This is a genomic window from Hydrogenophaga sp., from assembly GCF_018780075.1.
In the GTDB taxonomy this organism is placed as follows: domain Bacteria; phylum Pseudomonadota; class Gammaproteobacteria; order Burkholderiales; family Burkholderiaceae_C; genus Hydrogenophaga.
The window spans coordinates 41,383-55,272 of sequence record NZ_JADMKB010000116.1 but is presented as its reverse complement, the minus strand read 5'-3'; the positions used below and the strand labels follow the sequence as shown (position 1 = coordinate 55,272).

The window sequence follows — 13,890 nt, the reverse complement described above, 5'->3', positions numbered from 1 at the left end:
CACGCATCCTAGTGGACTGTAACTGTTGGCGCCGACCGAAAACTGAGCCACTGGGGGTGCAGCGTAATTCTTGGACTGGTTTCAGTTGATTAAGCCCAGACTTTCGCGGTACTCGATGGGGCTGAGGGAACCCAACGACATCTTGATCCGTTTTTCGTTGTACCAGAGGATGTACTCGTGCACCGCTCGGATGAACACCTCGATGGTGGTCGACTTCCAATCCCGCGGGTAGAACATCTCATTCTTCAGGCGCCCAAAGAAACCTTCGCAGGCCGCGTTGTCCGGTGAGCACCCCTAACGCGACATCGACCGCGTCAGGTTCGCACTGTGCATCCGATCAAGCCAACCTGGCCAGCGGTAATGGGCGCCACGGTCGGAGTGAATGATCGGCTTGCTGTCGCACGATTGCACCGTGTCAATGGCCGCATCGAGCATCGTGTTCACCAACTCGGAGTCCGGTCGGGTACCAAGCGTCCAGCTCACCACCATGCCATCGAAGCAGTCGATCACAGGCGAGAGGTAAACCTTTCCAGCTGGGATCTGGAACTCCGTAATGTCGGTGAGCCACTTCTCATTCGGTGTCGCCGCCTGGAAGTCACGATTGAGGATGTTGTCGGGCGCAGGGCTGATCTCTCCGAGGTAGGACCCGTATCGACGCTTTTTGCGCGAGGGAACACTCAAGCCTTCCTGCTTCATCAGACGCTGCACGACTTTTTCAGACAGGTGCAACTGGCGTCTGCCCAGCGCCGCACGCATGCGCCGGTAACCATAGCTGCGGTGGTTGCTCTGAAACACATCGGCAGCGGCAACGCGGGCATCAGCGTATTTGTCAGGCCTTCGCTGGCGGGCGCAGTGGTAGAAGTAGGAACTGCGAGCCAGGCCAAGTTCGCCAAGTAGCTCTGTGAGCGAGTAGATGGGCTTCAGGGCGTCAACCAGCAGAGTCTTCTCCCGATTGCTCAGGAGCTGAGGGTTGACGCCCAGGCCTTTTTTTAGCAGTTCATTGGCCTTCTTCAAGATGTCATGTTCGAGCTGAAGACGGTGAATGCTCTGTTGAAGCGACTCGACTTGGCGCTGCAGTTCGGCAGCATCAGGCACTGGCGGTGAATTGTTTTGACGTTTCATGGATGCGGGTACCTCGCGGCCTAGCAACTGGTTTTTCCAGTTGTACAGCGTAGGCCGACACACCGCCAGCTTCTGGGCGATTTCTTGTGCGCTGGACTTTCGGGTGCAAAGCTCAATCACCGCTGCACTTTTAAGCTCGGCTGAGTGCAGGGTGTTCGGTGCCCGGCCCACCATTCGGTGGCGAACTTCGGGGTGCAACTCGTCAATCCACTCGGTCAGTAACTCCCGACCGGGATATCCCAATGCCCGCATGGTCGAGGCAATGCACCGATCGTGATCAAGGTAGTGCTTCACCGCCGCATGCTTCTGCAGATCGGAATACTTCTGTCCTGATCGCGAATACCCGACTCGCAGGTTCTGGCTCTGCTCGTACTCCCGGTACCAGCCAATGAGGGAGTTCTTGGTCGGATAGCCCAACTGGCGGATGGTGGCCCTGAGGCGCTTGCCAAGCTTGATGTAGAGCTTGACGGCTCGGATTCGGTCTTCGTAGGAATACATGAACTACCTCCATGTAGTCCAAGTTTTTAGCCGCATCCCCACTGGGTCACATTTACGTGGAAATCAACACTAACAGATCGACTGTGCGTCTGGCTTTTCAGCGCGCCTCGTGTCGAGGACACTTGAATCACAAGCTACCACCAGCGCGGAAACCGGCGGTATCAGCCATTGACGCGCGCTAACTTCTTTCACCGAGCGCAACTCATCAGACGCCTGACCGCCGCGCTGAACCCCACGATGAAGGACTGCTTTTGAAGGTGTGCAGCGGTCGGTCGCCTCGCAGAATGACGAAAGGCTGGTTCCGACGAAAGCTGTCATTGGGCTGCAAAACCGGCCGGCCTCTGTCAGCCTTCAACCGTCGCTGGGACCACGAAAATGAGTGTCAGCTCATGGCCGCAGCTCCACCTCAGCCGATCGAACTGCGGGCATACAAATCGCATAGGCCTGCGTGTGAAATCTCCTGCCCCGCGTGAACTCCTTCTAGGGCCTGTCACGCACGAATCACAGGCATGTCCTCCCATCGGGTTGTGTACTGCGGGGTACGTCGTTCCTGCTTCATGGCCCAATGCCGGCGATCACCTGCAAGCCCGGTGCTGGCGAGCAACACGGTACCCCGACCGTAGCGCCGGTTGATCTGATCAAGTGTCCCCATCAACCCACCCAGGTCCTTGTCCTGCTCTGGTTCCAGGTCCAGTTCATCCTGTTGTACCGAGTCCGGCTGCAGTTCGAGCAGCATCACACCTGCCTTGGCGTACAGAAAACCGGGCCTAAAAATCTGAGCCAAACCAGCCAGCGCGGCTTCCGCAATCCGGGTCGAATCGGCCGTCGCTCGTCGTAGAGGCACAACGATGGACCCGCTGTACTGGGGGTCTGGTCGGAACGGACTGGTTCTCACGAACGCGTGAACCAGGTTGGCCAATCCGTGCTGGCGACGCAGCTTCTCCCCTGCCCTACTGGCGAACTCACTGACGGCTTCTTTCAGATCGGCAAGCTCGGTCACCGGCCGACCGAATGAGCGCGTGCAAGCGATCTCCTGTTTGTCAGGGGCCACGTCCTCCAGGTCTACGCATGGCTGTCCCTGCAACTCTCGGACTGTGCGCTCCAGCACCACCGACCACCGGGTGCGCACGGTGGCCAGGTCCATCCGCGACAACTGCAGAACGGATTCAACCCCGGCCTGCTTGAGCTGGAATGAAATCCGCTTCCCCACCCCCCAGACCTCATCCACCGCTGTGTTGGCCAGCACCGATTCCAAGGCGCCACGGTCCAGGCTGGCCAGGTTGCAGACCTGGGCCATCTCGGCGGGGTAACTGCCCGGTTTGCGTTCGGCGGTCTTGGCAATGTGATTCGCCAGCTTGGCCAGGGTTTTGGTGGGTCCCAGTCCGATGCAGCAAGGGATACCCACCCACCGCAGCACACGCTCGCGGATCGTTCGGCAACGCTTGATCAGATCCCCCCGAATGCCGCTCATGTCGATGAAGGACTCGTCGATGGAATAGATCTCCTGACGATGGCCCAAGCCCGCGACCAAGCTCATCATCCGGTCACTGAGATCCCCGTACAGGCAGAAATTCGCGGACAGTGCGACCAACCCGTGGGTCTCCTGCAGCTGTTTGATCTTGAACCACGGAGCGCCCATGGCAATGCCCAGGGCCTTGGCTTCGTTGGAGCGCGCAATAGCACAGCCATCGTTGTTGGACAACACGATGACGGGTTGACCGTTCAGGCTCGGTCTGAATACGCGTTCGCACGACACATAGAAGTTATTGCCGTCCACGAGGGCATAAAGTGATGCGGCCATAAGGGGTCCCAACTCAAGCGCAACCGCTCAGCACTTGAACTGCTTGATCGATGCAATCACGACGCCCCACACCTCTACCGTCTGCCCCTCGGTGGGGACGATGTCGGCAAAGGTGGGATTGGCCGCCATCAGCTTGAGCCGACCACCGCGCATCCAGAGCTGCTTGCAGGTGAACTCGTTGTCCACCACAGCGACCACGATCTGTCCGTGAGCCGGCTTGACCGCCCGGTCCACCAGGACGACATCGCCATCAAAGATCCCCACGCCCTCCATGGAGTGCCCCCGGATAACCATGCTGTACGTGGCCTGGGGATGGGTGACCAGGCGTTCGAGGATGTCGATGCGTTGGGCCTGGAAATCCTCGGCTGGCGATGGAAACCCGGCATGTACAGGGGTCTCCAGTTCCAACACCGAGATAGGAAACTGGCCCAGAGGAATGGGTAGCTCCCCAGCGGAAGATCGCCCTCTTCTCTGCGCATCTGCAAAATCGGTGAAACTGTACATTTATCCAGTATATTCTCAGGACCGATTTCTGCGAAGAATCTTCGAGCGTCAAGTCACGGCAAGGGGTATGTGTGCCACGCGGTCCCTGAGGCAAACTGGTGGCGATTCCACAACCGCGGAGGTGGTCATGTGCTACTCGGCTCAGGTCTGGGCGGACTACAGGAGGTACGTGCGCGAATGGGGCGCAGACATCTCCATCAAGGAATTCTTTGACCTGTTTTTCCGGCGTGCGGGTGGCGAACGGGTGATCATTCCTCGCGCCATGGAGGCCTCCTTTGAAGACTCCACAGGACCAGATGGCGAGCGCATTCGAGCCCTCATCGAACAGCACCGAAACCAGCAGCGGCAACAGTTGCGGGATGACCTGGAAAAGCAGCGGGTTCGCCTGGCCGCCGCGGAAGCAGCGCTAACCGTGAAGACCACGAAAACAGCCACGGACAGCAAGCGCATCGCCAGCTCAAAGATCGCTGCAATCCAGAGGCGGTTGGATCAGTTGGACAACCCGGAACTGTTGCCCGGCGACTCGCGGATTTTTCCGGGGAGCTACGCCCTGGTCATGGTCTCCATCGATGGGCATCGGCAGGTCCTACCCATGCGCTATCAGTGCCGTCCGGCCGGCAAACCCGCTTCGTATGACACCCGTTTCCCGGGCACCTACAACGCGCGCAGAGACAACCTCGACGGGTTTTGGAGGGAGCAGTTCGGGCACACCGGCGCGCGTCAAGGTAGTTGTCGCCTGAGTCACGCAGCTTTGAGCTGAGTATGTTGAACGCAGGCAGCCATCTTGACCACCTCGTCGCGCTCGGGATTGAGGGTCACCACGTCGATGAGCGACCAGTCCCTTGTGGCGCCCGACCAGCGTGCCGGATGGCGCTGCTGGGCCTGGCGATACAGCGCGTGTCGTGCCGCCAGGATGGCCTGATCCTGCCCGGCGTGACGCTGCTGCGGGCTCACATAGCGGATACCGCTGTGGCGGTGCTCCACGTTGTACCAACGCACGAACTCGGCGGCCCAGGCGCGGGCATCGCCCAGCGTCTCAAAGCCCTGCGCCGGGAACTCCGGGCGGTACTTGGCCGTGCGGAACAGCGACTCGGCAAACGCGTTGTCGTCGCTCACCCGGGGCCGCGAGTACGAGGGCTTGATGCCCAGCCAGTTGAGCATGGCCAGCACCGTGGTGGCCTTGAGCGTGGAGCCGTTGTCGCCGTGCAGCACAGGTTTGCTGTCCATCGCCGCAATGCCCTCAGCCAGCGCGGTGCGCCGCACCAGATGCACGGCATGCACAGAGTCGTCGCTGTCGTGCACCTCGGCACCCACGATTTTGCGGCTGTACAAATCCAGGATCAGGTACAGGTGGAACCAGCGGCCCATCACCCTGGCGGGCAGGTAGGTCATGTCCCAGCACCACACCTGTCCTGGGGCCGTGGCGATGTGGGTGGTGGGCGGCCTTGTTGCCTTGGGCGTCTTGGCGCGACCACGGCGCTTGTTCTGCCCGGCGGCTTTGAGCACACGTGCCATGCTGGACTCGCTGCCCAGGTACACGCCCTCGTCAGCGAGCATGGGCACGATGCGCGCAGGCGGCACCGAGGCAAAGCGCGGTTCGTTGGCAACAGTCAGCAGCGCCACGCGCTCGGCCGCACTCAAGGCATGGCTGGGCATCGGGCGCACGGCGAGCGGCCTGCCATCGCCCGCTGTCAGGCCCGAGCTGGCCTTCCAGCGCTGAAGCGTGCGCAGCTCAATGCCGGCGATCTCACAGGCGGGCGCGAATCGGGCTCCGGCTGCATGCGCATCCTCGATGTCTCTGGCCAGGGCTTGGCGATCTTCGAGGCCGATCATTCGTCCTCGCCCTTGTTGAAGATCGCCGAGACTTTTTTTGAAAGCACCAGCAACGCGGCTGTCTCAGACAGCGCTCGGTCCTTGCGCAGCAGATCGCGTTCGAGTTCCTTGATGCGTTTGCGGTCCGCGCGTGTGGCCTGCGCACTGGCTGGCGCATCCTGCGGGTCGACCAGTGCGGTGGTGCAACTCACCCGCCATTTGTCCAGATCGGCCGGGTACACACCATGTTCGCGACACCAGGCGCTTTTGCTCGCCTCGTTCATCGCCGCCGTGGTGATCACGGCCTCAAGCCGGGCGCCCGCAGTCCAGGCCCGCCCTCGGGCGGGCCTGGACTGCGCATCCTCGCGCCAACGCTCCAGAGTTCCCGTTCCCACACCAACCTCGCGCGAGACCACCTCCACCGGCGCGCTCTCCGGTGGCAGCAACCTGGCTACTGCTTTGTCTTTGAATGCTTGTCCGTATCGAGCCACTGTCGTCCTTCATCTCCGCCCCCGGGTTCTTGGTTCTATCGGGGCGACAACTATTCTGACGCGGGGGGACACCCACGGGGTGCTGGTTGCAAACGCATTTTACGAAAACGTGCTGCTCCACCATGCCGAAGGACGTGATCTCAGGCCCGGAGAGGAGCCGCGGATGGTGGTGGTGGAGTTCACGACCGAACCACCCCAGGAGTTGCTGTTGGCGTGCTTGTGGTCGCACTGGACGGCACCAGGCGAGCCCGACTTGCTCTCGTTTGCGCTCATCACAGACGATCCACCGCCCGAAGTCGCAGCCGCTGGCCATGATCGGTGTGTGATCGCGTTGCGCCCCGAGAACCTGGACCAATGGCTCAACCCCGAGGAGCGGGACACGGATAGCCTGCTTAAGCTTCTGGATGATCGACCACCGCATTTGCACTATGTGCATTCACGGGCAACCTGAAGCTTTCAGATCATTCGCCATGTTGTGGTGGCCAAGTCATGGCTCAAGCTGAAACCGTGAACTTCAAGACCAGCCCAATCACCATCAGTGCGATGACGATTCGGCCCCAGCGCCAAGTGGTGAACCAGTAGCGGTGATTGACCCACACCGCGCGATGAATTCGTTCTGCCGAGAACAGGAGCGCAATCGCTACGACCATGGGACCTACGATCCCGACAGGCACATCAAACTGGCTTACAAGGAGCACCCAGACCATTGGCCAGGCCACTGCGTCGAGGGCCGAAAACCATCGACGACCGGTCCAATACGACGCATTGGCCCGAGGTTCACGCGCCACAAGCAGCCACATACCGCCTCCTTTCAATTCGTATTCTGCAGCTTCCATCCATGGCACAACTGCCCCTCTAGACAGCGGCACCGTCCAGAACTGCAAGGTAAACGAACTTCCTTCGCAAAGACTGCCACATCGAACTTGGCGGTTGAATTCGCATGGCAACCGCCTGTAAAAGATGTTCCACAGGTGGCAGTTCCGATGCCTATGCTGCACTTCAAAAAGTATGCCCCCTTCTCCCAGATGAACACCTGCCGACCCAATCAACCCGACAATTCGGACTTCAGGCCGAAGAAAAAACTGGTAACGATTGAGATGCGTTCGATACACGCGAAGTATGGACATGGCATGGCAGCGTTCCACTAAATGGATGACGTTGACGGGAAGCCCACAGAGGCCCTACGGGAGGAGCCCACCATGCTGGATCGTGACCATTTGGAAACGTTTGCCACAGTAGTCGAGCAGCAGAGCTTTGACCGAGCTGCAAGCGTCCTCAACATCACACGTGGCGCCGTTTCCCAGCGCATCAAAGCGCTGGAAGAATCGCTGTCCATCATTCTGGTCAAGCGTGAAAGACCGGTGGCGGCCACACAGGCAGGCGAGGTGCTGCTTCGACATGTGAAGGCGCTGCGCATTCTTGAAGGATCGGCGCTTCAAGAGTTGTCGCCCACTGCAAGGCCACACGCGCCCGTTGCGCTGGCAATCGCCGTGAATGCAGACTCCCTGGCCACCTGGTTCCCCGAAGTTCTCAGGGAGTTGTTGCTGAGCCAGTTGGTTGCCCTGGAAGTGATCGCAGATGATCAAGACCACACTTCTGCCCTGCTGGCTCGCGGGGATGTCATCGGGTGCATTTCAACGTCAGCCAAGCCGGCCGACGGGTTCTTTGCGGAATGCCTGGGTGCCATGGAATACCGCTGCTATGCGACGCCAGCCTTCGCCGCCACGCACTTTCCAGGAGGGCTCACTGTGCCCGCCGTGCTTTCAGCACCGGCTGTGTTGTTCAACCGCAAGGACTCGCTGCACGACGACTTCCTGAAGAGGCATTTCGGATTTGCTGTCGAGCGGTACGCCAGGCATTACCTGCCCTCACCTGTCGCTTTGCTCGAAGGTGTTGCTATGGGTGCTGGCTATGGGCTGATTCCCAGCTGGCAGGCAAGGCCTCTCGTTGATGCAGGCCAACTCGTGGACGTCTGCCCCAGCGTACTGGAGATGGTGGACCTGTTCTGGCACCACTGGGACCTTGAACCACCCATGGCCAGTGACATTACCGCCCTCATTGTCAAAGTGGCTCGACGAAGCTTGGAGCCTTCGGCCAGATTCGATCCATCACCGATGCAGGCCGGAGAACCTGCCAGACCAACCCCCGTCCACAAAGCGAAACCAAAGGGCAGTGGCAGCGGACAAGAGGCATCCGAGCACCAGTGACACCAGATCGGTGCCTTCGCCATGCTGCCCCATCCAGCCCACCAGATACACCACGACTGAAGCGGTGAAGCCCATTGCCATGATCCACCGCGCGTGCTGAGCAGGTATGACGATCCCCGTGACCATGGTTGCAAAGCAGACGCCGATGCTGGCGATGTAGACCACGTTGACCGACACCATGGTGTTCACGATGCCCTGGTCACGTGAAGCGAGGAATGCGCTCACGCCCAGGGCGATGAATGCAAACATTGGGTGGCGCGCCGAGCGATGGCCAGAAACGGCACACGCCAGTGCTTCTGACATGGCTCGCAAGACCGCTGCGCCTGCACCCAATGCGGCCACTGACAGTGAGATGAGCATCAGTTTGTCAGCGCCTTGCCCCGCGGATCCAGCGACCCGCCCCAGCACCCAGGGCACCACTTGCTTGGTGTCCGTCAAGGTGCCCAGCATTCCCCCCTTCTGCATGGCGACCACCACCGCCGACGGCAAGAAAGCGATCACAAACAGCAGCAGCCCAGCCAGAACGCAGCCACACACTGCGGCCACGGGCGAGCGCGCGGCCAACACGAACTGCTGATAGTCGGCACCGGTGCACACCAACAATCCAATGGCCAGTGCGATGGCGAATACGCGGGATGGTCTGAAGGTGGACAAGTCCTCGCTGAAAACGGGGATCGCCTGGAGGTATAGGTCAACGCCATCCGCAACAACCAGGGCATAGACCAGCACCGCAGCGCTCGCAAGGAGGCAAATGGCAAACACGGCAGATGCGAACCGCAGGTTCAAACGCGACGCGCCGTAGATCAGCAACAAAATCGTGATGTACCCGTTCACCTCACCAAGACCGAGCAACACCAGTACAGCCACTCCGCCCTGAATCTGGGCTGCCAGAACGCCCGACATCCAGATTAACGAGAGCAGAGCCACCATGCCTTCAAGCTGCGCCCCGTAAGCACGGCCAAACAGCGCCCAGACCGGGAGTCCCACGGCACACAGCTTCCGTGCAAAAACGGCCAACACCAGCATGCCGAAACCGGTTGCGACCCCGTAGATGCTGCCCGCCATGCCGTGAGAGAGCGCAAGCTCGCCCGAACCGAAAAGGAAGCCGATCCCGTAACTCGCAGAGACCAGCAGCGCAGCAACTTGCAGGCTGCCCAGCGACCTGTTCATTGAAACTGCCCCGGTCCTATCCATGTTGAAGTGACCGGGTCTGGGCCCGTGAAATACGAACAACAGACCTTGCCGCGCTCTTGAAAAACCCCCTGCCCTTTCAGCAGCCGGTGCGCCTCGGGCAGTCGGTAGTAAGGCACGGCCGGCAAGAGGTGATGGGTGAGGTGGTAGCCGTTGTTGCGCGGGTGGATGAGCTTGCGCCAGAAGCCGTGGCAAACCATGTCGCGGGAGAAGGTGAACACGCCGCCTGGTTGAAGGCCGAGGTGGTCACACATTTCACGAAAGGTGGTGATCAGATGAAAAGCGCTCGCCCTGGCCAGCAGCCACAAAGCCATGAAGGTGATGGTGAAGTCGGGGCCAGCCACGGTCCACATCAGCGCCATGGCACCGCCCCACCACGCGAGGATGTAGAGCTGACTGACGGTTCGGACCTGACACGAAAACAGGTGTCCACGAAACGAAGAAAGCCACGCGTTCAACGAAAGGACCTGGTCCAAGTAGTGCGACACCCAGGACGTTGAGGAATTCCGAGAAGAAAACAGAAGATCAGGATCTCCACCCTCGGTCCCCAGTTCCATGTGGTGTTTGAAGTGTGTTTCGCGGTAGCGGGACAGGCTGGAGAACAGCAAGGGCGCGATGAAAATTCGCGCCACCAGGTCGTTTCTCAGGGGATCCCGCCAAATATTTCGATGCCCCGCATCGTGGAGGATGTTGCCGAGCGCACGTTGACGGTTGGCGATCAGCACAACGGCCAGAGGCGCGCACATCTCGCTCCACCAAACGACCAGCGCCACCGAGCTGAGTACGATGAGCCAGTCGAAGGCTATGTCCAGCACAGCACGCCAAGGCTCTAATCGAAACAGCTGGCGGTGTGGATCACCCTGTTGGTGCAGCTCTGATCGAAGCGCGGCCATGTCCGCAAGGACATGCGAAGTCGTTGTCATGATGGACACCCCTTCCTCACGGCGTGTGGCTGCGGACGGCCTCGCAGCGCACGGGAGCGTATGTCGGAGCACAAGGCCCAGGCCGCGCCAAACGGTAGCAGGAGATCCCAGCAGCGTGCTGGTGGTTTAGGAACTTTGACCTCACGTCAATTCAGCTAAACCGGTCCTTTCAGCGGTGCACCCGCGTACTCCTGCACGCGCAGGATGAACTCCAGCCGACCATAATCAGCGCCGAAAGCCAACACCATTGCCCTGTGCAGGAGGCCATCGGATGATCGGAGAAAAAGACCAAGTTCGGCTGCAGCAGTTGATGGCCCCTGATCTTCGGCCAGAGACCTACGTGTACTGCACCTTCCCGGACCATCGCCTCCCTGTCGGCCTCGCTCCCATTTGCACGTTCACGGAGTCAGAAGGCCTGACGGCCATCGTTGAGTTCTCTCAAGCCATACGGGTCCAGGTGCCCTACATCTTCGAGGCCAAACTCATCACGCTCACCGTGCATTCGTCACTGGAGGCTATCGGCTTTCTTGCCATGATCTCCACAGCCCTGGCCAAGGCGGGCATACCTTGCAACGCGGTCGCCGCCTTCCACCACGATCACCTGTTCATTCCGGTGGACCGAGCCGACGATGCGTTCTCGTTGCTGAATGCTTTGAGCCAAAGCAGCGCACCGGCAGTGATTTGACGCGCAACGTGCACCGGGCTTTCGTCGTTTAGCCCGACTGAACCAGCTGCAGATTTGGTCGCCCTGACCGGATTTCCTTTGACAGCGCGAGACGGGCTTGTCTACCCTTCCCTCCATCCAGTCTGTTGAGACTTGATACGTGGGCCACGCAGTGTCAGCACTGAGCGGCCTGTCGGTCAACCAGGCCTGCAGGAGTGGGGATGAACAACCTTCAAACTCCCGAGGTGACGCCGTCAGCACCTTCGGTATTGGCTCGACCCCCGGTCAAACGTCGCATCGACCCCATCGACGCGCCCGCCCGACCCCTGGGGTCCAAACGTTCTGCATTGATCGCGAAGCGGGCCGGCATCTCGACGTCCACAGCAGGTCGCAATGCTCCGCCTGTTGCGGCAGGCGAGACCTCGCTGGCATCAGGCGATGGTGCTGTAACCTTCTTGCTGCGCGGGATCAACCATGGTCTGCTGATGGAGCGCACCCAACGTCAGGGTACGGGCATGCGGCTGGTACAGACGATGGTGTTTGGTGACGTGAAGAGCTTCGACCACTGGTGTGCCCATGAGCCCCTGAGGTTTGAAGATGGCCTGCTGTTCAGCAAGCTGGTGCGTGAAGGCCATGCGGCACTTGCAGACCAACGCCGATCCCAACCGGTTTGCATCGCGTGAGCGTGCCATCGTGGACAACGTTCGTGTTTTGAAGGTGCTTCCGCTGATCACAGATGTGAGGTCTTCCGGCGAGGTGATTTCACTGTTTCAAGAGGCCGTTGTAGGTCTCGGTGCGGATGCTGGCGTCTTTCTGAGTTGCCTTCGGGACGATGCGACCCGAACATCTCTTCGGTCACTGTGGGCCTGCGATCCATCATGGGCGGCGGAATACGCCTCTCACCGGTGGTTCGAACATGATCCCTGGTTGCGGTATGCATCGAGCAACGCGGAACCCGCCCGCTCCAGCAACTTGGCCTGCTCATCCACTGAAGAAGACGCCTTTGTCCAAGCAGCTGCAGAGCATGGCTTCGCCGCTGCCCTGATTGCTCCGGCTCCGAGCCCCGTGGGACTCTCCCGGGTGGGTGTCCTGTGCCTGGGATCTGCAGACTCCGATAGATTTGACGGCGAAAATTTTCCCCAGGTGCGGGTGCTGGCGCGTGCGCTGGCCATGGAGCTGCATCACTGGATCGCAAAATCCATGCGCGAGGAGCTGCTCCGAGGGGCGACCCTCACAGAAGCCGACTTGAACCTCCTGCGTCACGAGGCCGCCGGCCACAGCAGCAAGGTCATCGGCGCCGCTATGAATCTGGAGGCCAAAACCATCGACTGCCGGTTTCAGCGACTCAATGCCAAACTGGGGGCCCCTGACCGGCGTACAGCTGTTCGCATTGCCCGTCTTTACGGGCTGTTGTAGGCTGAGAGTCGTCACCAAGCTTGGCTTGGTCTATGACTGCTGGTGCCAATACCTGACTTTCATTTCCTGCGGCATGGTGTTCGCCTAAATCGAATTGGTGGACACCATCTTTGCCGCCTAGGTCTACTGCTTCAAAAGTGGGATGGCCGCGCGGTTGCGCCGATATATTGGGGGGAAGGCGCGCTTACTCAGTGCTTCATTGTTTCAGCGCGTACCATGCGACGCCGTTCCCGTCTACGGTGCATTCCACGGCCCGCTCCGCGATGAGGTAGTTCATGCAGGCCACGGCTTCCCCCGTGGCGAGACTCAGTTGCTGTCCGTCCTGCTCACCGATGGTGCGGTGAAACAGGGCAGGGAACACGTCCACAATCCGTTGCGGCCCACTACGCAACTGCTGACGCAGCCGCTTCAGCGCCTCAGTCTGGCCTGCCTTGAGCGAGTGCAGGCGTTCGTACAATCCGTAAAAGGGTTCGTTGTGAGAGGGAAGCACCAGCACATCAGCGGGCACATCCTGCAGCAGTTTTTCCAGCGAGTCGTACCACTCTTTGAGCGGGTTGGCCTGGGGTTCGCTGGCGAATACCGAGACGTTGGACGAGATTCGCGGCAGCACCTGGTCGCCAGCGATCAGCAGCTTCAAGTCCGGACAGTAGAGGCAGACATGTTCCGGTGAGTGGCCGCTTGTGCCGACCACCTGCCAGCCATGCGGGCCCAATGGAATGCGTTCACCGTCTTGCAATCGCCGGAAGCTCTCCGGCAGTGCGTGGATATGCTTGCCGAAGCTGCCGAAGCGGCTACGGTAGCTTTCGATGGCCACCTCCGACCAGCCGGCGCGCCGACAGAACAGCACGCCGTCGGGCGGTGCCTCGCGGCTCGTGTCGGCGTGCATCACGCGGCAGGTGAGGTATTCCAGGCGGCTCATGTGCAGCGGCACGCCAGCGCGGCGCGTGAACCAACCCGCCAGGCCGATGTGGTCAGGGTGCATGTGCGTGGCGTACACACCCTGCAGCGGGCGCGCCAGCGGACCTTGTGCCATGAGTTCCAGCCATGCTGCCACGGTGCCGGGGTCGTTCAGGCCGGTGTCCACCAACACCCATCCATCGTGCGTCTCGATGGCCCAGACGTTGATGTGGTCCAACCGGAATGGCATGGACAGCCGGATCCAGTGCACGCCAGAGGCGACTTCTACGGTCTGGCCAGGAGCGGGTGGCTCGAACGGGTACTGCAGTGCGGCGATTTCGGGCTTCGGCATGCGAATAATGGT

General features: G+C 60.5%; 12 protein-coding genes and 2 pseudogenes. 6 read left to right on the top strand and 8 right to left on the bottom strand.

Annotated elements, in window-relative coordinates:
* Positions 1-81: 81 nt before the first annotated feature.
* From IV088_RS19385 to IV088_RS19375, 3 genes and pseudogenes are all read right to left on the bottom strand, one after another.
* Positions 82-1,620 (bottom strand): annotated as a pseudogene (locus IV088_RS19385) (IS3 family transposase).
* 490 nt (positions 1,621-2,110) lie between these two features.
* On the bottom strand, positions 2,111-3,421 hold the full coding sequence (locus tag IV088_RS19380; RefSeq protein WP_291105494.1) for a Y-family DNA polymerase: 1,311 nt from the start codon (positions 3,419-3,421) through the stop codon (positions 2,111-2,113).
* Positions 3,422-3,448: 27 nt separating this feature from the next.
* The gene (locus tag IV088_RS19375; protein WP_291105493.1) at positions 3,449-3,925 is read right to left on the bottom strand and encodes a LexA family transcriptional regulator; all 477 of its coding nucleotides are present in this window, start codon (positions 3,923-3,925) and stop codon (positions 3,449-3,451) included.
* 169 nt (positions 3,926-4,094) lie between these two features.
* Between IV088_RS19375 and IV088_RS19370 the strand changes: the two genes are divergently transcribed.
* Positions 4,095-4,685: a hypothetical protein gene (locus IV088_RS19370; RefSeq protein WP_291105492.1), complete on the top strand. Its 591-nt coding sequence runs from the start codon at positions 4,095-4,097 to the stop codon at positions 4,683-4,685.
* Here IV088_RS19370 and IV088_RS19365 read toward each other — a convergent pair.
* Positions 4,667-6,228: pseudogene (locus tag IV088_RS19365) on the bottom strand (IS3 family transposase). The gene IV088_RS19370 and the pseudogene IV088_RS19365 sit on opposite strands and share 19 nt — an antisense overlap.
* A gap of 79 nt (positions 6,229-6,307) precedes the next feature.
* On the opposite strand from IV088_RS19365, the gene IV088_RS19360 reads away from it, so the two are divergent.
* Positions 6,308-6,679 carry an SOS response-associated peptidase family protein gene (locus IV088_RS19360; RefSeq protein ID WP_291105490.1) on the top strand — a complete coding sequence of 124 codons (372 nt, stop codon included), beginning with the start codon at positions 6,308-6,310 and terminating at the stop codon, positions 6,677-6,679.
* A 43-nt stretch (positions 6,680-6,722) separates the two neighbouring features.
* On the opposite strand, the gene IV088_RS19355 is transcribed toward IV088_RS19360, so the two are convergent.
* Positions 6,723-7,112: a hypothetical protein gene (locus tag IV088_RS19355; RefSeq protein WP_291105488.1), complete on the bottom strand. Its 390-nt coding sequence runs from the start codon at positions 7,110-7,112 to the stop codon at positions 6,723-6,725.
* 315 nt (positions 7,113-7,427) lie between these two features.
* On the opposite strand from IV088_RS19355, the gene argP reads away from it, so the two are divergent.
* Positions 7,428-8,435 carry an HTH-type transcriptional regulator ArgP gene (gene argP, locus IV088_RS19350; protein ID WP_291105487.1) on the top strand — a complete coding sequence of 336 codons (1,008 nt, stop codon included), beginning with the start codon at positions 7,428-7,430 and terminating at the stop codon, positions 8,433-8,435.
* On the opposite strand, the gene IV088_RS19345 is transcribed toward argP, so the two are convergent.
* A complete protein-coding gene (locus IV088_RS19345) occupies positions 8,337-9,605 on the bottom strand; it encodes a hypothetical protein (protein WP_291105486.1) in 1,269 nt (422 codons plus the stop codon). The two genes, argP and IV088_RS19345, sit on opposite strands and share 99 nt — an antisense overlap.
* Positions 9,602-10,549, bottom strand: a complete 948-nt coding sequence (locus IV088_RS19340) for a fatty acid desaturase family protein (protein ID WP_291105485.1) — start codon at positions 10,547-10,549, stop codon at positions 9,602-9,604. Before IV088_RS19340 ends, IV088_RS19345 begins: the two co-directional genes overlap by 4 nt.
* A gap of 271 nt (positions 10,550-10,820) precedes the next feature.
* Here IV088_RS19340 and IV088_RS19335 point away from each other — a divergent pair, with 271 nt between their 5' ends.
* From IV088_RS19335 to IV088_RS19325, 3 genes are all read left to right on the top strand, one after another.
* Positions 10,821-11,234, top strand: a complete 414-nt coding sequence (locus IV088_RS19335) for an ACT domain-containing protein (RefSeq protein WP_291105484.1) — start codon at positions 10,821-10,823, stop codon at positions 11,232-11,234.
* A 200-nt stretch (positions 11,235-11,434) separates the two neighbouring features.
* Complete coding sequence (locus IV088_RS19330) at positions 11,435-11,896, top strand: hypothetical protein (protein ID WP_291105483.1); 462 nt, start codon at positions 11,435-11,437, stop codon at positions 11,894-11,896.
* On the top strand, positions 11,856-12,629 hold the full coding sequence (locus IV088_RS19325; protein ID WP_291105481.1) for an autoinducer binding domain-containing protein: 774 nt from the start codon (positions 11,856-11,858) through the stop codon (positions 12,627-12,629). Before IV088_RS19330 ends, IV088_RS19325 begins: the two co-directional genes overlap by 41 nt.
* 196 nt (positions 12,630-12,825) lie before the next feature.
* Here the strand turns inward: IV088_RS19325 and IV088_RS19320 are convergent, their stop codons facing one another.
* Positions 12,826-13,878, bottom strand: a complete 1,053-nt coding sequence (locus IV088_RS19320) for an MBL fold metallo-hydrolase (protein ID WP_291105479.1) — start codon at positions 13,876-13,878, stop codon at positions 12,826-12,828.
* Positions 13,879-13,890: the final 12 nt, after the last annotated feature.